Consider the following 24,946-nt stretch of genomic DNA (forward strand, 5'->3'; position numbering starts at 1 on the left):
ATGGCTGACAAGAAAACCATCAAGATCAAGCAGATCGGTTCACCGATCCGCCGTCCGGAAAGCCAGCGCAAGATCCTCGTCGGTCTGGGCCTCGACAAGATGCACAAGATCGTCGAGCGCCAGGACACTCCCGAGGTGCGCGGCGCGATCGCCAAGATCCCGCATCTGGTGACGATCGTCGATTGAACGTATAGGCCCCCGCGAGAGCGGGGGCCTTATGCTGCGAGCCAAGTGCTGGTGGCCTGAGATCCCCGCTTTGGTGGGGACTTCTTTTTTAGCGCGAACAAAGCGAAAGCGAGTGCAAGACCATGAAACTGACAGACATCCGTGACAACCCCGGCGCCCGCAAGGGCCGCATCCGCATCGGACGCGGCATCGGTTCGGGCAAGGGCAAGACCGGCGGCCGCGGTCAGAAGGGCCAGAAGAGCCGTTCGGGCGTCGCCGTGAAGGGCTTCGAGGGCGGCCAGATGCCGCTCCACATGCGCCTGCCGAAGCGCGGCTTCAACAACCCGTTCGGCAAGGACTTTGCCGAGGTGAACATCGGCATGGTCCAGAAGTTCATCGACGCCAAGAAGCTCGACGCCGGCAAGATCGTCGACGACGAAGCGCTGCGGGCCGCGGGCCTTGCGCGCGGCGGCAAGGACGGCATCCGTCTGCTGGGCAAGGGCGAACTGAAGACCAAGGTCAAGTTCAAGGTCGCCGGTGCCAGCAAGGGCGCGATCGAAGCGGTCGAAAAGGCCGGTGGTTCGGTCGAACTGCCCGAGGCGAAGCCGTCCGAGCACGAGAAGAAGACCGCTCGGCGCGACGCCAACAAGGCGGCCAAGGCCGAGTAAGCGGCAAAAATAGGGACGGGGGGTTCGACATCGCGCCCCCCGCACCCTATCTAGCCTTTCCGAGCCGGGAGGGTCCGGCGCCGAGTTAGGGCACAAGCATTTCTCATGGCATCACGCGCCGACAATATCGCGAGCAATCTCAGTCTCGCCAACTTCTCGAAAGCGACCGAGCTCAAGAATCGTATCTGGTTCACGATCGGTGCGCTGATCGTGTTCCGGTTCCTGAGCTTCGTGCCGCTCCCGGGCGTCAATCCGCTGGTGCTTCAGGATCTCTACGATACCGCGCGCGGCGGCATCCTCGACCTCTTCAACACTTTCTCGGGCGGCAGCCTGGAGCGCATGAGTCTCATCGCGCTCGGCGTCATGCCCTACATCACCGCCTCGATCGTCATCCAGCTTGCCGCGGCGCTGCATCCCTCGCTGGCCGCGCTCAAGAAGGAAGGCCAGAGCGGGCGGCAGAAGCTCAACCAGTACACGCGCTACGGCACGGTGTTCCTGTGCGCGATCCAGGGCTGGTTCCTCGCCTCGGGCCTCGAGGCCTACGGCGCGCAGAGCGGCCTGCAGGCGGTCGTCCAGCCCGGCGTAATGTTCCGCGTCGGCGCGGTCATCAGCCTCGTCGGCGGCACGATGTTCCTCCTCTGGCTGGGTGAGCAGATCACCAGCCGCGGGATCGGCAACGGCGTCTCGCTGATCATCATGGCCGGTATCGTCGCCCAGTTCCCGAGCTTCGCCACCAACCTGTTCGAAGGCGGCCGCAGCGGCTCGATCTCGCCGGTCCTCATCGTCGGCTTCCTGGGGATGATCGTGATCCTGGTGCTGTTCATCTGCTTCATGGAGCGCGCGCAGCGGCGGTTGCTGATCCAGTATCCCAAGCGAGCGACGCAGCGCGGGGTGATGCAGGCCGACCGCAGCCACCTGCCGCTCAAGCTCAACACCGCCAACGTGATCCCGCCGATCTTCGCCAGCTCGCTGCTGCTGCTGCCGCTGACGATCAGCCAGTTCGCCGGCAACCAGGTCGACACCGAAAGCACCTTCGGCAGCGTGATCGTCTGGCTCAACCAGTACCTCGCGCACGGGCAGCCGATCTACATGGCGCTCTATGCCGCGGGCATCATCTTCTTCACGTTCTTCTACACCGCCGTGGTCTTCAACCCGGAGGAAACGGCCGAGAACCTGAAGAAGAACGGCGGCTTCATCCCGGGCATCCGCCCGGGCAAGCGCACCACCGAATATCTCGACTACGTTCTCACGCGCATCACCGTGATCGGCGCGATCTACCTGACCCTGGTCTGCGTGATCCCCGAATACATGATCGCGCAGACGGGCATTCCGCTGTTCCTGGGCGGGACCAGCCTGCTGATCGTGGTCAACGTCACCGTCGACACGATCACGCAGATCCAGTCGCACCTGCTGGCGCACCAGTACGGCGACCTGATCAAGAAGGCGAAACTCAAGGGCCGCATGCGCTGATCGGATCGGCGCGAAGATAGGGGAAGCGGTTTGGACATCATCCTCTTGGGCCCTCCGGGGGCGGGCAAGGGCACGCAGGCACAGCGCCTCGAGCAGCGGCACGGCATGCGCCAGCTCTCGACCGGCGACATGCTGCGGGCGGCCGTCAAGCACAGCACGCCGGTCGGCCTCAAGGCCAAGGAAGTGATGGACCGCGGCGAGCTGGTGTCGGACGAGATCGTCTCCGAGCTGATCGACGCCGAACTGACCGCTATGGGCAAGGACGTCGGCGCGATCTTCGACGGCTATCCGCGCACTGCCGGACAGGCTGAATCGCTCGACCGCATTCTCGCCAGCCACGGCCGCTCGCTCGACCATGTCATCGAGCTGGAGGTCGACGAGGACGCGCTGGTCGAGCGGATCACCGGCCGCTTCACCTGCGCCCAGTGCGGCGCCGGCTACCACGACACCTTCAAGCAGCCCGAAGTTCCGGGCGTGTGCGACAAGTGCGGCAGCACCGAGTTCAAGCGCCGGCCCGACGACAACGAGGAAACCGTCCGCACCCGCATGGCCGAGTACCGCGCCAAGACCGCGCCGATCCTGCCGATCTACGAGAAACGCGGGATCGTCAGCCGGGTCGACGGCATGGCCGGCATCGAGGACGTGACCCGCGCGATCGACGCGATCCTCGGCTGACCGCCGTCCCCCTCGCAATCGCCGGCGGGCCTTTGCGCGCGCCGCAAGCTATGGAATAGCTGCGCGACAGGGGAGGATTGACGATGCCGAAGATTCGCATGGCCATGCTGGCGATGGCGGCCGGGGCCGCGGCACTGGCGCCGGCCACCGCCGCAGCGAAAGTGGTGAAGCAGGACGCGGCGGGTTTCGTCACGCGTGACACGGTAACCGTCGAGGCCACGCCACGAGAGACCTGGATGGCGCTGATCTCTCCGGCCAAGTGGTGGAACGAGGCGCACACCTGGTCGGGCGACCCGGCGAACCTCTCGATCACACCCCAGGCGGGCGGCTGCTTCTGCGAGCGCATTCCCGAAGTCGAGACCAAGGGCGACGTCGGCCTCGCCGGCAGCGTTCAGCACATGGCCGTGATCCATGCGACCCCGGACAAGGCCCTGCGGATGCGCGGCGCATTGGGGCCGCTGCAAAGCGAAGCGGTGACCGGCGTGCTCACCATCGCGCTCGCCGAAGTGGAGCAGGGCACCACGATCACTTTCGAGTACGTCGTCGGCGGCTATATGCGATACGAGGTCCCTCCGATCGCGCAGGCGGTCGACGGCGTGATGAGCCAGCAGCTCGCCGGCCTCGCGGCGTTGCTCGGCCCGGTCGGCGCGCCGTCCGAGGAGAAGTCGCCGGACGAGGGCGCCGATGCGGAGCCCGCCGACGAAGCCGATCCCGCGGAAGACGAGGCCGACGCATCGCCGAAGAAGAAGCCGAGCGTCGAGGAGGCGTTCGGCGATCTCTCCGACGGCGCTTGACCCTGCCGTGCCGGCGTATGCCATGGTAAACTCACCGGGAGGCTTTCGACCTGACCCGCAAGCTGCTATGGCATGGGCTTGCATTCTCGAGCAGGCCGCCCATATCGCGCGGCGTGCTCGTTTGCGCGCGCATTGCGGTTGACGTGCGCAGCGAATCACCCTAAGCGCGCCGTTCATTCGGCATTTCGGGATAGTTGGGCGGACAAGTCTGGCAGGCGGCAGCCTTCGTAGCGCGCCATCCGGGCTTTTTGCCATTCCGGCTCCGGCCATGCCGATGAACGACAGCGTTGAGATAGGGGTCGCCACCAGTTCGCCAGCGGACCGGCCGGCAGCGTCCCTGTGGAGCATGGAGAAGTAAGTGGCTCGTATTGCCGGGGTAAATATCCCCACCAACAAGCGCGTGATCATCGCGCTCACCTACATTCACGGTATCGGCCGCACCACGGCCGTGCAGATCGCCGACAAGCTGGGCATCGATCATTCGCGCCGCGTGCAGGATCTGACCGATGCGGAAGTCCTGCAGATCCGCGAGACGATCGACAGCGACTATACCGTTGAAGGCGACCTTCGCCGCAACACCGCGATGAACATCAAGCGCCTGATGGACCTCCGGTCCTATCGCGGCCTGCGTCACCGCAACCAGTTGCCGGTTCGCGGTCAGCGCACGCACACCAACGCCCGCACCCGCAAGGGCAAGGCGAAGCCCATCGCGGGCAAGAAGAAGTAAGCGAACGCTTTCGCAGCTTCGCTTTCATCACTTCTTTTTAGGAACAGGATACTCAGCCCATGGCACGCGAACCAGGCCGGATCAGGCGGCGCGACAAGAAGAACATCTCGAGCGGCGTCGCGCACATCAACGCCAGCTTCAACAACACGATGATCACCATCACCGATGCGCAGGGTAATGCGATCAGCTGGTCCAGCGCCGGCATGATGGGGTTCAAGGGCAGCCGCAAGTCGACTCCCTATGCCGCCCAGGTCGCCGCGGACGACGCGGGCAAGAAAGCCGCCGAACACGGCGTGCGCACCCTCGAGGTCGAAGTGAAGGGTCCCGGTTCGGGCCGTGAGAGCGCGCTGCGCGGTCTCGCTGCCGTCGGGTTCACGATCACCTCGATCCGTGACGTCACCCCGATCCCGCACAACGGGGTAAGGCCGTCGAAGCGCCGTCGCGTCTGATCCGTACCTGCCCGGCGGTGTCGTGCCGCCGACCCTAACGGACCGGACGCGCCCACCAGCGCAGCCGGTCCTGCCCGTATCTGAACCCTAGGGGAAATCCATGGCCGTCAACACCAAGAACTGGCAGGAACTCAAGAAACCCAACAGCCTCGAAATCAAGGCCGCCGGCGGCAAGTCGCGCACGGCCACGTTCGTCGCGGAACCGCTCGAGCGCGGCTTCGGCCTCACGCTCGGCAACGCGCTGCGCCGGGTGCTCCTCTCCAGCCTCCAGGGCGCGGCGATCACCTCGATCAAGATCGAGAACGTGCTGCACGAGTTCTCCTCGCTCGCCGGCGTGCGCGAGGACGTGACCGACATCGTGCTCAACGTGAAGCAGATCGCGCTCAAGATGGAAGGCGAGGGCCCCAAGCGCCTGCAGCTTTCGAAGACCGGCCCCGGCACGGTCACCGCCGGCGACATCGCCGTGTCGGGCGATATCGAGGTGATGAACAAGGATCTCGTGATCTGCCACCTCGACGAAGGCGCCGCCTTCAACGTCGAACTGACTGCCGACACCGGCAAGGGCTACGTTCCGGCCGTGCAGAACCGCCCGGCCGACGCGCCGATCGGCCTGATCCCGGTCGACTCGCTCTACTCGCCGGTCCGCCAGGTCAGCTACAAGGTCGAGAACGCCCGCGTCGGGCAGGAGCTCGACTACGACAAGCTGAGCCTGACGGTCGAGACCGACGGCACCGTGACTCCGGAAGACGCCGTGGCCTACGCCGCGCGCATCCTCCAGGACCAGCTCACGCTGTTCGTCCACTTCGAGGAAGGCATTCCGCAGCCGAGCTCGGCCATGATCGGCCACGCCGCGCAGCCGGAAGAGAGCGATGCCAACCAGCTCAACCGCTACCTGCTCAAGAAGGTGGACGAGCTCGAGCTGTCGGTCCGTTCGGCCAACTGCCTCAAGAACGACAACATCATCTACATCGGCGACCTGGTCCAGAAGACCGAGGCCGAGATGCTCCGCACGCCGAACTTCGGCCGCAAGAGCCTCAACGAGATCAAGGAAGTCCTGAGCTCGATGGGCCTGCGCCTCGGTATGGACATCCCTGGCTGGCCGCCGGAGAACATCGAGGAAATGGCCAAGAAGCTCGAACAGGAACTGCTTGGCTGATGGTTTATCCTCCCCGCTTTCGCCGCAGGCGAAAATGGGGAGGATCAGACAAGGGCAAACGGCCGACCCTCAATTCGGCCAGGACCGGGGTACCTGATACGGCCCCCTTACGAACGGAGTAACGAGAAATGCGTCACGGAATTTCAGGCCGCAAGCTGCAGCGCAAGACCGGTCACCGCAAGGCCCTGTTCCGCAACATGGCGGCCGCGCTGATCAAGCACGAGCAGATCATGACCACGGCCCCCAAGGCCAAGGAACTGCGCCCCTACGTCGAGAAGCTGATCACGCTCGCCAAGCGCGGCGGCCTCAGCAACCGGCGCCTGGCGATGAGCCGTCTCGGCGACGAGACCCAGCTCAAGAAGCTGTTCGACGTTCTCGCCGAGCGCTACGCCGACCGCGACGGCGGCTACACCCGCGTGATCAAGGCCGGCTACCGCGCCAGCGACGCCGCGCAGATGGCGGTGATCGAGTTCGTCGACCGCGACGTCGATGCGAAGGGCCAGGACTCGGGCCCCGTCATGAACGACGAGGAAGAGTTCGAGGAAGCCTGATCGGCACCAAGATAGGTATGTACGAAGGGCCGCGGGGGAAACTCCGCGGCCCTTTCGTTTGACTGCGCGCGAACGCGTGGCACAACGCGGCCCATGATCCGCCATCTCATCGCCGCCGCCGCGCTGCTCGCGCCCGTTCCCGCCATTGCGCAAAGCCAGCAGGAGGCGCTCGACGCCCGCTACGACCGCGCGCTCGCTGCCGGCTACAAGGCGCTGTTCCTGTGCAGCGCGATCGCCAATGCCGAACGTGCCGGCGCGGAGCGGACGCCCGAAAGCGTGATGCAGTGGGAACTCACCGGCATTCAGGCGCCGCTGGACGGGATCGTGGGCGAACTGCCCTACGAGATCGTTCGGGCGGACGAGGGCGGGGCTCAGGTACGCCACGTCTCCGTCGCCTGGGCGGAGGATATGCCGCCGCGCTACGCGGTGCACGACACCGGCAAGGGATGCGCGCTGCTCCCGATCGGTGGCGAACCGTCGCCCGGCAAGGTTGCGGTCCGGCAGGAGTCCCACCCCTCCGCTCCGGTTGTCCTGCCCAAGGCCGCGGCCCTGGCCACCGCGCTCGATCGTGGCTTCTCCCCTTCCTACGGTGAGGGCGCGCGCACGACGGCCGTTCTGGTCCGGCGCGGCGGAGACACGCTCGGCGAGCGCTATGTCGAGGGCTTCGGCCCGGATACGCCGCAGCGGACCTGGTCGGTCGCCAAGAGCATCGCTGCGACCCTGATCGGCGCGGCCGTAGAGCGCCGAGACATCGACGTGGCATCTACGGCCGGCCTCGGTCTGACCGACACCGATCCGCGCCGGGCGATCACCGTCGACCACCTCCTGCGCATGGCCTCGGGCCGCTACTCCGACACGCCGGGCAACCGCACCGATCCGCTCTACTTCGGCGGCGCGACGGTCGGGGAGCGTGCGGCGGTCTGGCCGCTGATCCATGCGCCGGGCACCGTCTATCGCTATGCCAACAACGACACGCTGATGGCGGTGAAAGCGATAGAGGACACGTTCGCCCAGCATCCGCCGGCGGAGCTCTTCGACCGGCTCGGCATGCACGATACCGTGGCGGAGACCGACTGGCAGGGGAATTACATCCTCTCCAGCCAGGTCTGGTCGACCGCGCGCGATCTTGCCACGCTCGGGCAGCTCTACCTCGACGGCGGCGTGTGGAACGGCGAGCGCATCTTGCCCGAAGGTTGGACTCGGTACGTCTCCTCTCCCTCCGGCCCGCAGCCGGACCGCGACTTCGGCTATGGCGCCGGCTTCTGGCTGTTCAACAAGAGCGACGGCGTTCCGGCGGATACGTTCGCCGCCATGGGCAACCGCGGGCAATATGTCGTGATCGTGCCGAGCCGCGAGGTCGTCATCGTCCGCCGGGGCGAGGATCCGCCCGGCAGCGGCTTCGACATCGCCGCCTTCACGCGCAACGTGCTCGCCGCGCTGGACAACTGATCCCTGAGCGATTGCAAAGCCGCGTCAGGCGGTTACATCGGCAACGACTGTGGATCGGTCTTTCGGGAGAATACCATGCGCCTTCGTTCCGCCGCGCTCGCGGCCTCTGCCGCTTCGCTCGCCCTTGCAGCGCCGCTCACCGCCGAAGAGGTTCCCTTGCCCGCCTATCCCGAAACCCGCACCGGCGACGTCGCCGAGACGCTCTTCGGCGAGAAGATCGCCGATCCTTACCGCTGGCTCGAGGCCGACGTGCGCAACGACGCCGAAGTCGCCGCCTGGGTCGAGCAGCAGAGCGAGTTCACCGACACCTACCTGAAGGCGCTGCCGGGTAACGACTGGTTCAAGGCCCGCATCGGCGCGCTGCTCGACTACGAGCGGTTCGGCGTCCCGCAGAAGGCCGGCGAGTACTATTTCTACACCCGCAACACGGGCCTCCAGAACCAGAGCCCGCTCTACGTCCGCCACGGCCTCGATGCCGAACCGCGGCTGCTGATCGATCCGAACACCTGGGCGCAGGACGGCGCGACCGCGCTTGCCGGATGGGAGCCGTCGCAGAACGGCACGCTGCTCGCCTATGCGGTGCAGGACGGCGGCACCGACTGGCGCATCATTCGCGTGCTCGACACCAGGACCGGGCAGCCGCTGGAAGACGAGATCCGCTGGGCCAAGTTCACCGGCATTTCGTGGCTCGGCAACGAAGGCTTCTTCTATTCGCGCTTTCCGGAGCCGGAAGAAGGGCAGGACTTTCAGGCGCTGAACTACAATCAGGCGGTCTATTACCACAAGCTCGGCACGCCGCAGTCGGAAGACCGGATGGTCTTCGCGACGCCCGAGCATCCGGAGCGCGGCCATGGCCTCGGCGTGTCGGACGACGGGCGCTGGGGCTTCGTCATCAGCTCGCTCGGGACCGATGCAAAGTACGAAGTGCACGTCATCGACCTGCAGGGCCGGAGCGGCACGTGGGACGCGAAGCCGCTGGTCACCGGGTTCGAGAACGCCTGGAACCCGATCGACACGATCGGCACCAAGGCGTTCTTCGTCACCAACAAGGATGCGCCCCGCTACCGGATCGTCACGACCGATCTGTCGGCGCCAACTCCTGCCTGGACCACCATCGTGCCGGAAACGGAGCAGCCGATCGAAAGCGCCTCGATCGTCGGGGACAAGCTGATCGTCACCTACCTCAAGGATGCGGCGACGCGCGTGGCGGTCTACGACCTCGAGGGGAACGGGCTGGACGATGCCGCGCTCGACGGCACCGCGCTGGGCGAGCTCGGCACGATGGGCGGCTTCCAGGGCAAGCCGGGCGATCCCGAGACCTTCTACAGCTTCACCAGCTTCAACCAGCCCGGCGCGATCTACCGCCTGAACGTCGACACCGGCGAGACGACGACTTTCGCCGAGCCCGAGCTGACCTTCGACCCGGCGCGCTTCGTCACCGAGCAGAAGTTCTACACCTCGAAGGACGGCACGCGCGTGCCGATGTTCATCGTCCGCCGCAACGACATCACTGGTCCGGCGCCGACGCTGCTCTACGGCTACGGTGGGTTCGACATCTCGCTTACCCCGAGCTTCTCGGCCTCGCGCATGGCCTGGCTCGAGGCGGGCGGCGTGTTCGCGCTCGCCAACATTCGCGGCGGCGGCGAATACGGCAAGGCCTGGCACGACGCCGGGCGCCTGCACAACAAGCAGAACGTGTTCGACGACTTCATCGCCGCCGGCGAGTACCTGAAGGCCAACGGCTACACGACGCCGAACGGGCTTGCGATCCAGGGCGGCTCCAATGGCGGCCTGCTGGTCGGCGCGGTGGTCAACCAGCGGCCCGACCTGATCGATGCCGCCAACGCGGCGGTGGGCGTGATGGACATGCTGCGCTTCGATCGCTGGACCGCCGGCCGCTACTGGGTCGACGACTACGGCCATCCCTCGAAAGAAGCCGACTTCAAGGTGCTGCGCACCTATTCGCCGTATCACAACATTCGCTCGGGCGTGGACTATCCCGCGATGCTCGTGACGACGGCGGATACCGACGACCGCGTAGTACCCGGGCACAGCTTCAAGTATGCTGCTGCGCTGCAGGCGGCGGAGGTGGGCGACAAGCCGCACCTGATCCGCATCGAGACCCGCGCCGGCCACGGCAGCGGCAAGCCGACCGACAAGGCGATCGAGGAAGGGGCCGACGTGCTGAGCTTCCTCGCGCACTGGACCGGCCTGGCCGTGCCGGGAGATGAAGAGGCCGAGTAAGCATCAACGTTCATGTTGGAGGGCAGTTGTCTGAACGACGGCTGTCGCCCCGATTCAGCCTCGTCTCAGTGCGGGTGGTCTAAAAGGGCACTCGTAGCCGGGAGCAGTTCCGCTTCCGGCAGAGCGAGGAATGTACCATGAAGCCCATTTCCAAAGCCCTTGTCGGAACCGTCGCCGCGGGTGCGATGGCGATGACTTCAGCTGCGCCTGCGATGGCGCGCGACTACTACGACCGCGACGACGGGATTGACGTCGGCGATGTGATCGCCGGCGCGGTGATCATCGGCGGCATCGCCGCGATTGCCGGCGCTTTCGATGGCGACGACGACCGCTATCGCGACCGTTACCGGCGTGGCTACAACTACGGCCCGCGCGGCGCGATCGAGCGCTGTGTCGCCGCCGTGGAGAACAACGCCCGCCGCTATGGCTACCGTTACGCCGACGTCACCGAAATCCGCGACGTCGACGGCCGCCGGGGCGATCTGCGCGTGAAGGGCCGCATGACGGTCGATGGACGCTACGATCGCTACAGCCGCTACGGCTACGACCGTTACGATCGGTATGATCGCCGCCGCGGCTACGACACCGGCAAGTTCACCTGCCGTATCGACCGTGGCCGGGTCTACGACATCGACTACGACGGCATCCGCGGCCTGAGGTAAGGCCAGCGACAGCATACGACGGACCGGGCGGTTCAGGGTGACGAAATCCTGGACCGCCTAGTCCATTCAGCAATCGAGCGGTACGATGCCGCCGTTTGGAAGGCACGAGGCCCATGAGCCGCATTTCTAAGATCTCCGCTACGCTCGCGAGTGTCGCCGCACTCGTGATGGCCGCCACGCCGGCTGCCGCGATCGAACTACCGACGCGCGGCCCGGCCGCGGTGGACGACGCGCCCGTAGTGTGGAGCGCCGAAAGCGTCGCTGCTGAAAGGCAGCGGCACCGTCGCTGGCGGCACCGCGACAACGGGATCGACGCGGGCGACGTGATCGCCGGCGCGGTCATCATCGGCGGTATCGCCGCGCTTGCGGGTGCCTTCGACAACGATCGCGACGAACGGCGCGGCGACTATCGATACCAGCCGAGCTACCAGAGCGACGGGCTCGACCGCACGGCCGAGATGTGCGTCGCAGAGATCGAGCGCGACGTGCGCGTGGCCTCGGTCGACGGGGTCGACCGTGCCGCGGGCGGCTGGCGCGTCAACGGATCGCTCTACGACGGCGGGCGCTTCACCTGCCGGATCGGCAACGACGGGCGCATCTCCGACATCGACTATGGCGAGGGCGGCGTAAACTACACCACCGAAGCGCGCGGCAATCAGTGGGACGACGAGACTTATGCCGCTGCCTGGAGCCGTGTCGACGGCGGCACGGCACCGTTGCAGCCGGCTTATCCCGGCGGCCCACTGCCGGGCGAGAATTACGAAGGTTATTGAGGTGGAGCGGCGGAGGGGTCAGAGCTCCGCCTCCTCCTTCTTCCGCCGCTCGCGTTCACGATAGCTGGGCAGGGCGATCTGCCAGCGGATCGCTGCGCCGCGCAGCGCGAAGCCGGCGGCCCAGCCCACACTCCAGATCAGTGCATCCTGCAAGCCGGCGACGCTGCCGATCACTGTGAGTCCCGCGGAGAGCGCGGCGGCTGTAACGTAGAGTTCGGGCCGCATGATGATCGACGGCACACCCGCGATCACGTCGCGCACCACGCCGCCCGCGCAGCCAGTGATGATGCCGAGAACGGCGGCGGGAAGCGGGTCGACGCCATACGCGAGCGCCTTGGCCGCGCCGAGCACGGCGAAAGCCGCCAGGCCGGCTGCGTCGGCCCATTCGAGCAGGCTCCCCTCCCACCAGCGGCGCGGGGTGAACCAGGCGATCAACGCGGTGACGAAAATCACCAGCGCCACCCACGGATCGCGCAGCCAGAAGGCGGGCGCGCCGATCAGCATGTCGCGCAAGGATCCGCCGCCCACGCCCGTCACCAGCGCGAAGAACGCCATGGTGACGAACGTCTGCTGCAGCCGCGCCGCGAGCAGCGCTCCGGTCAGCGCGAAGACCGCGGTACCGGCGAGGTCGAGCAGAGGGGGCAGGGCGGGCGCATCGGGAAACATGGTGCCCGTCCTAGGCGCGTTTCGCGCGTGAGGAAACGGGCGCGTGGGCTCCTGGAGAGTGAACTTCAACTCGGGTTGAAGAATCCGGTCGCGATCGCGCTTAGTGTTGTACCCGCACGAGCATCAGGTTTGCCGTTGTTCCCGGTGCGGGCAGCGCGAACCGCGTGTCGGTGATCCACAACAGCGTGCCCGAAGCATCGGTAATCCGGGCCGAGACGGCGTAGCTGCGGCCTGGTACGATCTGTGCCGGATCATACTCGAGAGCGAAGGGAATCGGCACTTGTCTTCCTGCCGTCTCGATCTCGGTTTCCGCGATGATCGGAGCCGGGGCATCCGCCAGGCTTACGTCCGAGATCGCGACCCTGAGCCGCGCATCGGGCGGCAGGGCTATGCGCTCGCGATAAGCGGCGGTTCCATCGAGTGTCACGCGGGCCGCCGCGGTTTCGGAAGCCGCAGATGACGTATCGGTAGTTTCGCAAGCGGCGAGCGCTGCAAGAATCGGCAGCAACAGTAGAAGACGCATCGTCGTTTCTCCCGATAGATTTGCTCGGTGTGGCGCCATTGGCTGGCCTATCAACCGTGCAAGATCTCCCCGATCGCCTTCGCCGCGGCGATGCAGTCGAGATCGGACCAGCGCGGGCCGATCACCTGCATGCCGCAGGGCAGGCCGTCGGTTGCCCCGACCGGCAGCACGGTGGAGGGCAGGTTGGGGAAGGTTGCGATCCCGGCCCAGGCGAGCCCCGCGGCCGCGCTTTCCTCGCGTCCGTTGATCGTCAGCGTCCCGTCGAACACGCGGCCCTCGCGGTGGGGCATGGCGAGCACCGGCGCGGGCGGCGCGAGGACGAAGTCGTAGGTTTCGAACAGCGCGTGCCACGCCGCTTCGTTGCGCGCCTGGGCGTCGAGCAGGTTGAACCAGTCGGTCGCGGTCGCGCGGCTGCCGTCGGGCGCGGGCATGCCGCGCGCCATCGCGATGTTGAGCATCTTCATGTAATCCTGCTGCTGCCGCGCGAGGTCGGGCAGCAGGTCGGTCGTGCGCTCAATCCGAACGCCTGCGGCTTCGAGCGCCGCGGCCGCCGCCTCGATCGGGCCGAGCACCGCCGCGTCGACCGGACTTCCCGGGTAGTCGGTGATGAGCAGCAGACGGCAATCGGCCAGTCGCTTGCCGTTCGCGCGCATCGGAATCGAGGCGGTCAGTTGCAGCAGGAGAGCGAGATCATCGGCATTGCGCGCGATCGGCCCGGCGATCGAGAGCGCGCCGTCGTGTGCGTCGCCGCCCGCCATCATCGGATGGTCGTGGCCGTGCTTCGAGACCAGGCCCCAGCTCGTCTTGTGGCCCCAGACCCCGCAGAAGTGCGCCGGCACGCGGACCGACCCGCCGATGTCCGTGCCGTACTCGCACGGCACCATGCCGCTGGCGACCGCCGCCGCCGAGCCGCCGGAGGAGCCGCCCGGGCTGCGCGAGGTATCGTGCGGATTGCGGGTGCGGCCATAGACCGGGTTGCGCGATTGCCAGTCGGCCAGGTCGGGCGGCACGTTGGTCTTGCCGATGAAGATCACGCCCGCCGCCTTGAGCTTCTGCACGATCCGCGCGTCGCGCTTGGCGATGTTGTCCGCGAATTGCTTGTGCCCCCAGCAGGTCGGCAGACCGGCGATGTCGAAACTTTCCTTGATCGTCATCGGCACGCCGAACAGCGGGCGATTCTCGCCCGGCGACTGACCGTCGAGCGCCTGGGCGGTTTCGCGCGCGCGCTCGAAATCGCAGACCACGACCGCGTCGATCTGCATATCCCGATCCTCGATCCGCGCAATCGCGGCATCGACCGCCTCAAGCGGCGACAACTCCCGCTGGCGGATCTGCGCCGCGAGCGCGATCGCGCCCGGCTGGTCGGTCAGTGTCGGAATCATTCGATCTTATCTCCCGTTCGCCGCCGCAGCATGGGCAAACGGGCCTGATTTGCAAGCGCAGAGGTTCAGCGCGGAGCGAGGGTGATCGACGCCGTCCCCGTGCCGCGCACCGGCAGATAGAGCCCTTGCCCCGCTGCGGTGAGGCGTCCGGTCTGCACGTCCTCGATCCGCGCGCGGATCAGCAGATCGCCTTCGCGCTTGCTCTCGATCGCGCGCCCGATCTTCGCCAGGAGCTGGTCGTAGTCGTGCTCGAAATTCTGCGCGAGCGCCAGCGCGATCGTCTGCGAGAAGCCCGGCGAGTTGGCGAGGTCGAGCAGCAGATCCGCGCCGGTGCGGTTCGTATCGCCGGTGACTTCGAGGTCGCGGAACGAAACCTCGCGCGAATTCTCGGCATTGACGGGCCTCGCTGTCAGCCAGACCGTACCGCTGGCCGCGCCGAGCGCGCGGTCGCGCGGCGCCGCGGTGAACGTGACGCCCACCGCCAGGCGGCCGCCGGTCGTGCCGTAAGCTTCGACCTTGCCGAAGCGCGCATCCACCGCGCCGATACCGGGGAGGGTGAAGGACCGCTGCGCGCGCTTCGCCAGAGCCTCGGCGATCACCGGTTCGAGCTGGGCGTAGTCCGCGATCGCTGGGATGAAGAACACCAGCTTGCCGGGCTCCTCGTCGAGTTCCTCCAGCGGCGGCAGGGGCGTGACAGGTGGATCGGCGGGCCGGTCGCCGACGAACGTTTCGGTGCGCGCCTTCATGCCGAGCTGCAGCTCGATCCGTTTACCCGAGAGCGTGAAGCCGCCGTACTGCAGTTCCTGCGGAGTGATGCGCATCCACACCGGCGGGTTCGACTCGTTGAGCTGGAGCGAGGTGAAGGTCTCGCCCCACAGCCGCTCCACCTCACTGCGGAGTTGCACTTTGGCGATCTCGCGCGGCAGCGTGCGCTCCAGCCGCGCCACCACGCTCTTGAGCTTGGCGTCCGCCTTGCTGGTGAATTCGATGCGCTGGCCGAGGAAGTCGATGTGCGGCGGATCGGTCCAGTCGTACTGGATGTCGACCGTTCCGCGCGGGCTCCAGTCCCGGTTCAGCGCGATATCGACCACCGCGCGCACTCGCGCGTCGCCGGTCGCGGTCTCCTGCTTGAACACGCCGGCGATGTCCTTGGCGCGCACCTCCGCGTGGATCGGCATGGTGACCACGATCCGCTGCCCGCGCCCTTCGAACGTCAGCCGCCCGCGGGTGACCCGGCCGACGATGTCGCACTTGATCCGGGGTGTCTTGAGCTTGACGAAGGCGACCTCGACCCGTTCGGAGGCAACGCAGGTCTCCCCCTTGCGGTCGATCTTCCACAGCGTGCGCGGCACTTCCCGCTCGAGCGCGGTGCCGAGCGCGGACAGATCGGCCGTGACCGGCACGGCGATGACGGAGGATTGCGGCGGAACCTGGATCGTGCCCTGCGCCCGCGGAGGAGGTCCGGCGGGCGCATCCTTCTTGCAGCCCGCCAGCGCGAATGCGGCCACGAAGGCCGCCCATGCGGCAATTCGACCGATCGCCATAGGTCGCTGCATCCTGTTGCCCTGGATGCAGATATACCGTTATTCAATCGCTTCCAACGCGTAACTGGACCATTGCTCTCAGCACGGCAATCGCGAGGCCGTATCCGAGGATCGCCGCCGCACCATACCCGGCGAGCGGCGTGGGATAGGGGCCGGCTACCGAAGCAATTGAAAATCCGAGCCATCCTCCGGATACGGCAGCTGCGTTCGCGCGATTGGCCTTATCGAGCAGCGGAGCGAAGATCGCGAACAGGAGGGCTGCTGCAAGTGCCATCCCGAGAGCGGCATGCAGCATAAATCCCTGTGCAAGCACGATCTCGACGAACGGCACCGGCGCCAGCGGCACGGCGCGGGCGGCCGCGGCGATCACGCCCGCAACGGACGTGGCAACTAGGATCAGGGCAACGGCCGATCGCCGATTGCGCCATTCGGCCAGCAGACAGCCGAAAGCGAGCGCCAGCGCCGCCGCCGGGTCCGGCTGCCAGACGAAGATCGCCGCTGCCAAGGCAACGCAGGCCAGCCGCCACCGGTCCGGGAGACAGGGCAGGGCGGCAAGCACCGCCGGTAAAAGCAGCATGGCGGCATGTAGGCGAACGGGTCCGAGCGGTATCCACCGGCGGACGCCTTCCACATCGACGCCGCTGACGAGCGTGACGCAGATTCCGCTCAAGCCCAGGCCGACCACCCATGCTGCGCCGCGCGCGCCTAGATGAAGCCGGCGGGAGGCAACCATGACGATCAAGGCCAGCCCCAGCGCGGCTGCGTTGACGAGCGAGTAGGTCGACGGCGCGCCGCCGACGTGGAACAGCAGCAGGCTCGCGCCCACTGCTGCGATTAGCGCGGATTCGGACAACCACGGTTGTCCGTCCTCGCCCCCGGTCCACATGATCGTCAGATGTGGATCGGCTTGCCGGTCACCGCCATCGCGGCTTCCTTGATCGCCTCGCTGTGCGTCGGGTGGGCGTGGCAGGTGTAGGCGATGTCCTCGCTGGTGGCGCCGAACTCCATCGCCTGGGCGGCCTGCGCGATCATCGTGCCGGCGACGCTGGCGATGCACCACACGCCGAGCACGCGGTCGGTTTCCGCATCGGCGATGACCTTCACGAAGCCCTCGGGCTCGTGGTTGGTCTTGGCGCGGCTGTTGGCGAGCATCGGGAACTTGCCGACCTTGACCGCACCCTTCTCCTTCGCCTGCTCTTCGGTCAGGCCGACGCCGGCGATTTCGGGCCAGGTGTAGACCACGCTGGGGATCACGGCATGGTTCACGATGCCGGTCTGCCCGGCGATGTTCTCCGCGACCGCGATGCCCTCGTCCTCGGCCTTGTGCGCCAGCATCGGGCCGGGGATCACGTCGCCGATGGCCCAGACGCCGTCGACTTTCGTGCGGAAATCGTGGTCGGTCTCGATCTGCCCCCGCTGGTTCAGCTCCAGCCCGATCGCATCGAGTCCGAGCCCTTCGGTGTTCGGCCGGCGCCCGATCGAGACGAGCACGCAATCGGCCTCCAGCGTCTCGCTCTCGCCGCCGTCCGCGGGTTCGAGCGTCAGCGTGGCCTTCTTGCCCTTGACCGTGCAGCCGGTGACCTTGGTCGAGAGGCGCAGTTCCATGCCCTGCTTCTTGAAGATCTTGGCGGCTTCCTTGCGTACGTCGCCGTCCATGCCGGGGAGGAGCTGGTCGAGGAATTCGACCACCGTGACCTCGGCCCCGAGCCGGCGCCAGACCGAGCCGAGCTCGAGCCCAATCACGCCGCCGCCGATGACGACCATCTTCTTCGGCACCTTGGCAAGCTCGAGCGCGCCGGTGCTGTCGACCACCACGCCCTTGTCGTTGTCGACCTCGACGCCCTTGAGTTCGGTCACGGAAGAGCCGGTTGCGATCACGACGTTCTTCGCCGTCACCGTCTCGCCGCCGACCTTGACGGTGTGTGCGTCCTCGAACGCGGCGCGGCCCTTGAGCCAGGTCACCTTGTTCTTCTTGAACAGGAACTCGATCCCGCCGGTGAGCTGCTTGACCGCGTCCTTGCGCTGGCCGTGCATCGCCTCGAGGTTGAGCTTGGGCGTCACTTCGACGCCCAGCTTCGCCATCGCGCCGTTCGCCGCGGCATCGAAATACTCGCTCGCGTGGAGCATCGCCTTCGAGGGGATGCACCCGACGTTGAGGCAAGTCCCGCCGAGCGTCTCGCGGCTTTCCGCGCAGGCCGTCTTCAGCCCGAGCTGCGCCGCGCGGATAGCGGCGACATAACCGCCGGGTCCGGCACCGATAACGAGGACGTCGTAGTCGTAGTTCTGGTCAGCCATTTCCAACTCCGTCATCCCAGCGGAAGCTGGGATCGCTGGCCGTCAGGTCCAGCATTGCCGCACGCAATCCCGGCTTTCGCTGGGATGACGTGAGCGATTAAAGATCGATCAGCATCCGCGTCGGATCCTCGATCGCTTCCTTCATGATCTTCAATGCGGTCACGGCCTCGCGGCCGTCGATCAGGCGGTGATCGTAGGAGAGCGCGATGTACATCATCGGGCGCACCACGATCTCGCCGTCGACCACCACCGGGCGGTCCTCGATCCGGTGAAGGCCGAGCACCGCGCTCTGCGGCGGGTTGATGATCGGGGTCGACATCAGGCTGCCGAACACGCCGCCGTTGGAGATCGTGAAGGTGCCGCCCTTCATGTCCTCCATCGTCAGCGTGCCGTCGCGAGCGCGCTTGCCGAAGTCGGCGATGTCCTTCTCGATCTGGGCGAAGCTCTTGCGGTCCGCATCGCGCACCACCGGCACCACGAGCCCGTTGGGCGCGCTGACCGCGACCGAGATGTCGACGAAGTCGTGATAGACGATCTCGTCACCCTCGATATAGGCGTTGGCCGAGGGCACGTCCTTCAGCGCGAGGCAGGCGGCCTTGGCGAAGAAGCCCATGAAGCCGAGCTTGATGTCGTGCTTCTTGGCGAACAGGTCCTTGTACTTCTCGCGCGCCTCGATCACCGCGCTCATGTCGCAGTCGTTGAAGGTCGTGAGCAGCGCCGCGTTGTCCTGCGCGCTCTTGAGCCGCTTGGCGATCGTCTGGCGCATGCGCGTCATCTTGACGCGCTCCTCGCGCCGCTCGCCGCCTTCCGCCGCGGGGGCGGGAATGTCGATCTTGGCCTGCGCGGGCGCGGCTTCGTCGATCGTGTCCGCGCCGCCCTTCTTGGCCTCGGCAGCGGCGAGCACGTCTTCCTTGGTCAGGCGGCCGTCCTTGCCGGTGCCCTTGATCGTCGTCGGGTCGACCCCGTGCTCCAGCACGGCGCGGCGCACCGCGGGCGAGAGCGTTTGCGTATCGACCGGCGCGGCTTCCTTGGCGGCTGCCGGCGCGGGCTTTTCGTCCTTCTTCTCTTCGCGCGCGGGTGCCTCGGCGGACTTCTCCTCGCGCGGTTCGACCTTGGTGCTCTCGCCCGCGGCTACGTCGTCCTCGATCGTCGCGATCACCGCGCCGACCTCGACCGTGTCGCCGACAGCGAACTTCTGCTCGCCCAGAACGCCGCCGACGGGGGAGGGGACTTCGACGGCGACCTTGTCGGTCTCGAGGCTGACGATCGGCTCGTCGACCTTCACCGTGTCGCCGGGCTTCTTCAGCCACTCGCCGATGGTGCCTTCGGTGACCGATTCACCAAGCGTGGGGACTTTGACTTCGCTGGCCATATTCGCGTTCCTCAAGCCTTCTTCTTGCCGGCAGTCTTGCCGTTGCGTGCGGCCTCGCCGCCATCGTTCAGTCCGAGCGCCATCGAGACGAGGCAGCGCTGCTGCTCCTCATGCCGCTTGGCGAGCCCGGTGGCGGGGGAAGCCGCCACCTCGCGCCCGGCATAGCGCGGCCGCATGCCCTGATGCCCGGCCGATGCGAGCGTTTCCTCGATCTTGCTCTCGACGAAGAACCATGCGCCGTTGTTCTTCGGCTCCTCCTGGCACCAGATCACCTCTTCCAGATTGGTCATCCGGCCCAGGCGCAGCGCGAGCGCTTCTCCGGGGAAGGGATAGAGCTGCTCGATGCGCACGATCGAAACATCGTCCAGTCCTTCCTCGTCACGCTTCTCGATCAGGTCGTAGGCGACCTTGCCCGAACATAGCACGAGGCGGCGGATTTTCTCGTCGGCGATCTCGGTGGTGTCGCTGACGATGCGGCGGAAATGACTTTCGCCCAGGAATTCGTCGGCGCTGCTCTTGGCCATCGGGTGCCGCAGGAGCGACTTGGGCGTCATGATGATCAGCGGCTTGCGGAACGAGCGCTTCATCTGCCGGCGCAGGACATGGAAGTAGTTGGCCGGCACGGTGATGTTGCACACCTGGATATTGTCGTTCGCGCAGAGCTGCAGGAACCGTTCCAGGCGAGCCGAGGAGTGCTCGGGCCCCTGACCCTCGTAGCCGTGGGGCAGCAGCAGCACGAGGCCGTTGGCGCGCAGCCACTTGACCTCGCCCGCGGCGATATACTGGTCGATCATGATCTGCGCACCGTTGGCGAAATCGCCGAACTGCGCCTCCCACAGGACCAGCGTCTTGGGGTCCGCCATCGCGAAGCCGTATTCGAAGCCGAGCACGCCATATTCGCTCAGCGGGCTGTCGTAGACCTCGAACTTGCCGTGCGGGAGCTGGGTGAGCGGGATGTACTTGTGCTCGTCGGTCTGGTCGATCCACACCGCGTGGCGCTGGCTGAAGGTGCCGCGGCCCGAATCCTGTCCCGACAGGCGCACGCCGAAGCCCTCGGTCACCAGGCTGCCGAAGGCGAGCGCTTCCGCTGTCGCCCAGTCGAACCCTTCGCCGCTTTCGAACATCTTGCGCTTGGCGTCGAGCACGCGGCCCAGCGTCTTGTGGATCGTCAGACCCTCCGGCACGGTGGTCAGCGTGCGGCCGAGGCTGTCGAACAGCTTGCGCTCCATCCCGGTATCGATGTTGCGGCGCGCGGTTTCCGGATCGGCCGGCTTGTTAAGCCCGGCCCAGCGGCCGCCGAACCAGTCGGCCTCGTTCGGCTTGTAGCTCTTCGCCGCCTCGAATTCCTGCTCCAGGGTATCGACGAATTCGGCGCTCAGTTTGTCGCGCTCGCCCTCGTCGATGACGCCCTGCTCGACCAGCCGCGCCGCGTAGATCTCGCTGACTTTCGGATGGCCCTTGATTGCGTCGTACATCAGCGGCTGGGTGAACTTGGGCTCGTCGCCCTCGTTATGACCGAAGCGGCGATAGCACCACATGTCGATCACGATGTCGCGGCCGAACCGCTGGCGGTATTCGACGGCGAGCTTGCAGGCGAACGTCACCGCTTCCGGATCGTCGCCGTTGACGTGCAGGATCGGAGCCTGGACGCCCTTGGCCACGTCGGACGGGTAGGGGGACGATCTGGCGAAGCGGGGACTCGTCGTAAAACCGATCTGGTTGTTAATGACGAAGTGAATGCAGCCGCCGGTGTTGTACCCGGCGACGCCCGAGAAGCCGAAGCACTCCCACACGATGCCCTGGCCCGCGAAGGCCGCGTCACCGTGGATCAGCACCGGCAGGACCTGCTCGTGCTTCTTCAGGTCGTCGCGGATCGCCTGCTGGGCGCGGGTCTTGCCGAGCACGACCGGGTCCACCGCCTCGAGGTGCGAGGGGTTGGGCACGAGGCTCATGTGCACGTCGATGCCATCGAACTCGCGGTCGGTGCTGGTGCCGAGGTGGTACTTCACGTCGCCCGACCCGCCGACGTCTTCCGGATTGGCGCTGCCGCCGGAGAATTCGTGGAAGATCACCTTGTAGGGCTTGCCCATCACGTTCGCGAGCACGTTCAGACGGCCGCGGTGGGCCATGCCGTAGATGATCTCGCGCACGCCCGACTGGCCGCCGTACTTGATCACCGCTTCGAGCGCCGGGATCATCGATTCGCCGCCGTCGAGCCCGAAGCGCTTGGTGCCGACGTACTTCTTGGCGAGAAACGCCTCGTACTGCTCGCCGCGGACCACGGCGGCGAGGATTGCGCGCTTGCCCTCGGGCGTGAACTGGATGACGTCTTCCGGCCCTTCGAACTTCTCCTGCAGGAAGCGCCGTTCCTCGACATCGGCGATGTGCATGTATTCGAGGCCGACTTTGCCGCAGTAGCTCGAGCGCAGGATATCGGCGAGCTCGCCGACCTTCAGCCAGTCGCGGCCCATCAGCCCGCCGACGTAGACTTCCTTGTCCTCCTGCCCGGCGAAGCCGTGCCACTCGATCTGGAGATCTTCCGGCAGCTCGCGGTTGCTGAGGCCGAGCGGATCGAGATCCGCCGCCAGATGCCCGCGCACGCGGTAGAGCCGGATAAGCAGCATGGCGCGGATCGAATCCGCCGCCGCTTCCTCGATCGCCTTGGGATCGGTCGGCTTGCCGGCCTTCTCGGCTGCGGCCTTGACCGCGATCTTCATCGTCGTCGGGTCGAGCGCCTGGGTCAGGTCGCTCTCGGAATCGATCGCGCTCAGCGGCCAGCGGGGATTGCCCCAGCTCGGCCCGGGCTGCGGCCCTCCCTGATCGGAAAGTTCGGGGAGGAAATCGTGGCTCTCGTTACCCATCCGGGTCACCTCTCGCGCCGGCCGAACTGCCGGCTTAACAAAAACCAATGTCCGAGCGGCGCGGATGCTCCCGGGGAGGAGGGCCTTCCGCGCCTAGGCTCAGGCCAGTTCCTTCAGCATCGCGTCGAGCGTGGTGCCGAGTTCGCTGGGCGACGGGGAGACGCGGATGCCGGCGGCTTCCATCGCGGCGATCTTGTCTTCGGCGCCGCCTTGGCCGCCCGAGACGATCGCGCCGGCGTGGCCCATGCGGCGGCCCGGAGGGGCCGTGCGCCCGGCGATGAAGCCGACCATTGGCTTCTTGCGGCCCTTCTTCGCCTGATGCGCGATGAACTCGGCCGCTTCTTCCTCGGCCGAGCCGCCGATCTCGCCGATCATGATGATCGACTTGGTCGCGTCGTCGGAAAGGAACAGGTCGAGCACGTCGATGAAGTTGGTGCCGTTGACCGGGTCGCCGCCGATGCCGACCGCGGTGGTCTGGCCGAGGCCGACCTGCGTGGTCTGATGCACGGCTTCGTAAGTGAGGGTGCCGGAGCGACTGACGACGCCGACCGAGCCCTTCTGGAAGATCGAGCCCGGCATGATGCCGATCTTGCACTCGCCGGGGGTCAGGACACCGGGGCAGTTCGGGCCGATCAGGCGGCTCTTGCTGCCGTCGAGCGCGCGCTTCACGCGGACCATGTCGAGCACCGGAATGCCCTCAGTAATGGCGACGATCAGTTCGATCTCGGCGTCGATCGCCTCGAGGATCGAGTCCGCGGCGAAGGGCGGCGGCACGTAGATGCACGAGGCGGTCGCGCCGGTTGCGGCCTTCGCCTCGGCAACGGTGTTGTAGACCGGCAGCCCGATATGCTCGGTGCCGCCTTTGCCCGGCGTCACGCCCGCAACCATCTGCGTCCCGTAATCGAGCGCCTGCTGCGTGTGGAACGTGCCGGTGTCACCCGTCATGCCCTGGGTGATGACCTTGGTGTTCTTGTCGACGAGGATGGACATGGAGTTACTCTCCTTGAAACTGCGAACGGCGGCAGGCTTCTGCTCGATGCAGTGAAAGTCCGCCAAAAAATGCAAGCCAGCTCAGAGCGAGCGGGCCGAGGATGATAAGCAGAAGTAACCGACCATAGGGATCGCCGACGGCGGGTTCTCCAGAGGTCGTCAGTTCTAGCCAAATGACCGAAACAATGAATGGTGCGCTTACAAAGCAAGCCCCCCGCCAATTGGCTTTGGAACCGAGCCAGCCCATCCCAACTAAAAGGAGGGCGAATCCAATGGCGGCGAGCAAGCCCATTACGCCAGCGAGCTGTCGATGCCCTTGCACGCCACCAGCAGTTCCTTGACCGCGTCGACGCTCTTCTGGAAGTTGGCCTTGGCCTCGTCGTTCAGCTCGATCTCGACCACGCGCTCGACGCCGTTCGCGCCGATCACGATCGGCACGCCGACGTAGAGGCCGTCGACGCCGTACTGGCCGGTCAGGTGCGCGGCGCAGGGGAGGACGCGCTTCTTGTCCTTGAGGTAGCTCTCGGCCATCTGGATCGCGCTCGTCGCGGGCGCGTAGTAGGCCGAGCCGTTGCCGAGGAGCTGGACGATCTCGCCGCCGCCGCTGCGGGTGCGCTGGACGATCGCGTCCATCTTTTCCTGCGTCGACCAGCCCATCTTGATCAGGTCGGGCACCGGGATGCCGGCGACGGTCGAATACTCGAGCACCGGCACCATCGTATCGCCGTGGCCGCCGAGCACGAACGCGGTGACGTCTTCCATCGACACGTCGAACTCTTCGGCGAGGAAGTGGCGGAAGCGCGCGCTGTCGAGCACGCCGGCCATGCCCACGACCTTGTTGTGCGGCAGGCCGGAGAATTCACGCAGCGCCCAGACCATCGCGTCGAGCGGGTTGGTGATGCAGATCACGAAAGCGTCGGGGCAGTTGGCCTTGATGCCTTCGCCGACCGCCTTCATCACCTTGAGGTTGATGCCGAGCAGGTCGTCGCGGCTCATGCCGGGCTTGCGCGGCACGCCGGCGGTCACGATGACCACATCGGCGCCGGCGATGTCCTTGTAGTCGCTCGTGCCCTTGAGGTTCGCGTCGAAGCCCTCGACCGGTCCCGCCTGGCTGAGGTCCAGCGCCTTGCCCGCGGGCATCCCCTCGGCGATGTCGAACAGGACGACGTCGCCCATTTCCTTCATCGCTGCGAGGTGGGCGAGGGTGCCGCCGATCATACCGGCGCCGACGAGGGCAATCTTCTTGCGAGCCATGGCTGAGCGTGTGTCCTTCCGATGCGCGGGACATGATGCCTGGCCGTGATGCGCACAGCTCCGTGTCCCGCGAGGAAGCCGCGCTCGGTTGAACGGCATGCGACCTAGGCCCGGCGATTAGCGATTGCAACCGTCAAAGGTCCCATACGTGGAACAATCTTTGCGATTGGTTCGCATGTGCAATAAAGAGCTGTAATGAAAGGATGACCGCGCGTTCCAAAGCCACCCAAGAACCAATCGATCGTTGCGGTTCCGGTTCCCGGCGGCACCGCTTGC

23 protein-coding genes are annotated in these 24,946 nt (G+C 66.4%); 13 read left to right on the forward strand and 10 right to left on the reverse strand.

Going from position 1 to position 24,946, the window contains the following annotated elements; genetic code table 11:
• From rpmD to D2V04_RS01010, 13 genes are all read left to right on the forward strand, one after another.
• Window positions 1-186: a 50S ribosomal protein L30 gene (gene rpmD, locus D2V04_RS00950; protein WP_119511517.1), complete on the forward strand. Its 186-nt coding sequence runs from the start codon at window positions 1-3 to the stop codon at window positions 184-186.
• A 122-nt stretch (window positions 187-308) separates the two neighbouring features.
• A complete protein-coding gene (gene rplO / locus D2V04_RS00955; RefSeq protein ID WP_119511518.1) occupies window positions 309-833 on the forward strand; it encodes a 50S ribosomal protein L15 in 525 nt (174 codons plus the stop codon).
• 105 nt (window positions 834-938) lie between these two features.
• Window positions 939-2,303, forward strand: coding sequence for a preprotein translocase subunit SecY (gene secY / locus D2V04_RS00960; protein ID WP_119511519.1), 1,365 nt, complete (start codon window positions 939-941; stop codon window positions 2,301-2,303).
• 30 nt (window positions 2,304-2,333) lie between these two features.
• On the forward strand, window positions 2,334-2,978 hold the full coding sequence (locus tag D2V04_RS00965; protein WP_119511520.1) for an adenylate kinase: 645 nt from the start codon (window positions 2,334-2,336) through the stop codon (window positions 2,976-2,978).
• An 83-nt stretch (window positions 2,979-3,061) separates the two neighbouring features.
• Complete coding sequence (locus D2V04_RS00970) at window positions 3,062-3,772, forward strand: SRPBCC family protein (protein WP_119511521.1); 711 nt, start codon at window positions 3,062-3,064, stop codon at window positions 3,770-3,772.
• Window positions 3,773-4,130: 358 nt separating this feature from the next.
• On the forward strand, window positions 4,131-4,499 hold the full coding sequence (gene rpsM / locus D2V04_RS00975) for a 30S ribosomal protein S13 (RefSeq protein ID WP_119511522.1): 369 nt from the start codon (window positions 4,131-4,133) through the stop codon (window positions 4,497-4,499).
• A gap of 59 nt (window positions 4,500-4,558) precedes the next feature.
• Entirely contained in the window at window positions 4,559-4,948 is a 390-nt protein-coding gene (rpsK, locus tag D2V04_RS00980; RefSeq protein WP_047805755.1) for a 30S ribosomal protein S11, read from the forward strand.
• 100 nt (window positions 4,949-5,048) lie between these two features.
• A complete protein-coding gene (locus D2V04_RS00985; RefSeq protein WP_119511523.1) occupies window positions 5,049-6,104 on the forward strand; it encodes a DNA-directed RNA polymerase subunit alpha in 1,056 nt (351 codons plus the stop codon).
• Between the two features lie 128 nt (window positions 6,105-6,232).
• On the forward strand, window positions 6,233-6,655 hold the full coding sequence (gene rplQ, locus D2V04_RS00990) for a 50S ribosomal protein L17 (RefSeq protein ID WP_119511524.1): 423 nt from the start codon (window positions 6,233-6,235) through the stop codon (window positions 6,653-6,655).
• A 93-nt stretch (window positions 6,656-6,748) separates the two neighbouring features.
• Complete coding sequence (locus tag D2V04_RS00995) at window positions 6,749-8,104, forward strand: serine hydrolase domain-containing protein (RefSeq protein ID WP_119511525.1); 1,356 nt, start codon at window positions 6,749-6,751, stop codon at window positions 8,102-8,104.
• Window positions 8,105-8,179: 75 nt separating this feature from the next.
• Window positions 8,180-10,348: a prolyl oligopeptidase family serine peptidase gene (locus D2V04_RS01000; protein WP_119511526.1), complete on the forward strand. Its 2,169-nt coding sequence runs from the start codon at window positions 8,180-8,182 to the stop codon at window positions 10,346-10,348.
• 137 nt (window positions 10,349-10,485) lie between these two features.
• The gene (locus D2V04_RS01005) at window positions 10,486-11,010 is read left to right on the forward strand and encodes a hypothetical protein (RefSeq protein ID WP_119511527.1); all 525 of its coding nucleotides are present in this window, start codon (window positions 10,486-10,488) and stop codon (window positions 11,008-11,010) included.
• Between the two features lie 113 nt (window positions 11,011-11,123).
• Window positions 11,124-11,783 (forward strand): hypothetical protein, encoded by a 660-nt coding sequence (locus D2V04_RS01010; protein WP_147391743.1) that lies wholly within the window; start codon window positions 11,124-11,126, stop codon window positions 11,781-11,783.
• 18 nt (window positions 11,784-11,801) lie between these two features.
• On the opposite strand, the gene D2V04_RS01015 is transcribed toward D2V04_RS01010, so the two are convergent.
• The 10 genes from D2V04_RS01015 to mdh all read right to left on the reverse strand — a co-directional run bounded on the left by D2V04_RS01015 (window position 11,802) and on the right by mdh (window position 24,670).
• Window positions 11,802-12,449 (reverse strand): trimeric intracellular cation channel family protein, encoded by a 648-nt coding sequence (locus D2V04_RS01015; RefSeq protein WP_119511529.1) that lies wholly within the window; start codon window positions 12,447-12,449, stop codon window positions 11,802-11,804.
• Window positions 12,450-12,549: 100 nt separating this feature from the next.
• The gene (locus D2V04_RS01020; RefSeq protein ID WP_119511530.1) at window positions 12,550-12,972 is read right to left on the reverse strand and encodes a YbaY family lipoprotein; all 423 of its coding nucleotides are present in this window, start codon (window positions 12,970-12,972) and stop codon (window positions 12,550-12,552) included.
• A gap of 50 nt (window positions 12,973-13,022) precedes the next feature.
• Window positions 13,023-14,354: an amidase family protein gene (locus D2V04_RS01025; protein ID WP_119511531.1), complete on the reverse strand. Its 1,332-nt coding sequence runs from the start codon at window positions 14,352-14,354 to the stop codon at window positions 13,023-13,025.
• 65 nt (window positions 14,355-14,419) lie between these two features.
• Window positions 14,420-15,898, reverse strand: a complete 1,479-nt coding sequence (locus tag D2V04_RS01030) for a DUF4403 family protein (protein ID WP_119511532.1) — start codon at window positions 15,896-15,898, stop codon at window positions 14,420-14,422.
• A 43-nt stretch (window positions 15,899-15,941) separates the two neighbouring features.
• Window positions 15,942-16,784 (reverse strand): hypothetical protein, encoded by an 843-nt coding sequence (locus D2V04_RS01035; RefSeq protein WP_147391744.1) that lies wholly within the window; start codon window positions 16,782-16,784, stop codon window positions 15,942-15,944.
• A gap of 5 nt (window positions 16,785-16,789) precedes the next feature.
• Window positions 16,790-18,193: a dihydrolipoyl dehydrogenase gene (gene lpdA, locus D2V04_RS01040; protein ID WP_119511572.1), complete on the reverse strand. Its 1,404-nt coding sequence runs from the start codon at window positions 18,191-18,193 to the stop codon at window positions 16,790-16,792.
• Between the two features lie 97 nt (window positions 18,194-18,290).
• Complete coding sequence (gene odhB, locus D2V04_RS01045) at window positions 18,291-19,565, reverse strand: 2-oxoglutarate dehydrogenase complex dihydrolipoyllysine-residue succinyltransferase (protein WP_119511534.1); 1,275 nt, start codon at window positions 19,563-19,565, stop codon at window positions 18,291-18,293.
• Between the two features lie 11 nt (window positions 19,566-19,576).
• Window positions 19,577-22,426, reverse strand: coding sequence for a 2-oxoglutarate dehydrogenase E1 component (locus D2V04_RS01050; RefSeq protein WP_119511535.1), 2,850 nt, complete (start codon window positions 22,424-22,426; stop codon window positions 19,577-19,579).
• A 99-nt stretch (window positions 22,427-22,525) separates the two neighbouring features.
• Complete coding sequence (gene sucD, locus D2V04_RS01055) at window positions 22,526-23,416, reverse strand: succinate--CoA ligase subunit alpha (protein WP_119511573.1); 891 nt, start codon at window positions 23,414-23,416, stop codon at window positions 22,526-22,528.
• A gap of 291 nt (window positions 23,417-23,707) precedes the next feature.
• Window positions 23,708-24,670 carry a malate dehydrogenase gene (mdh, locus tag D2V04_RS01060; protein ID WP_119511536.1) on the reverse strand — a complete coding sequence of 321 codons (963 nt, stop codon included), beginning with the start codon at window positions 24,668-24,670 and terminating at the stop codon, window positions 23,708-23,710.
• Window positions 24,671-24,946 lie beyond the last annotated feature (276 nt).

The sequence above is a fragment of the Pelagerythrobacter aerophilus genome (assembly GCF_003581645.1).
GTDB classification, from domain to species: Bacteria; Pseudomonadota; Alphaproteobacteria; order Sphingomonadales; family Sphingomonadaceae; genus Pelagerythrobacter; species Pelagerythrobacter aerophilus.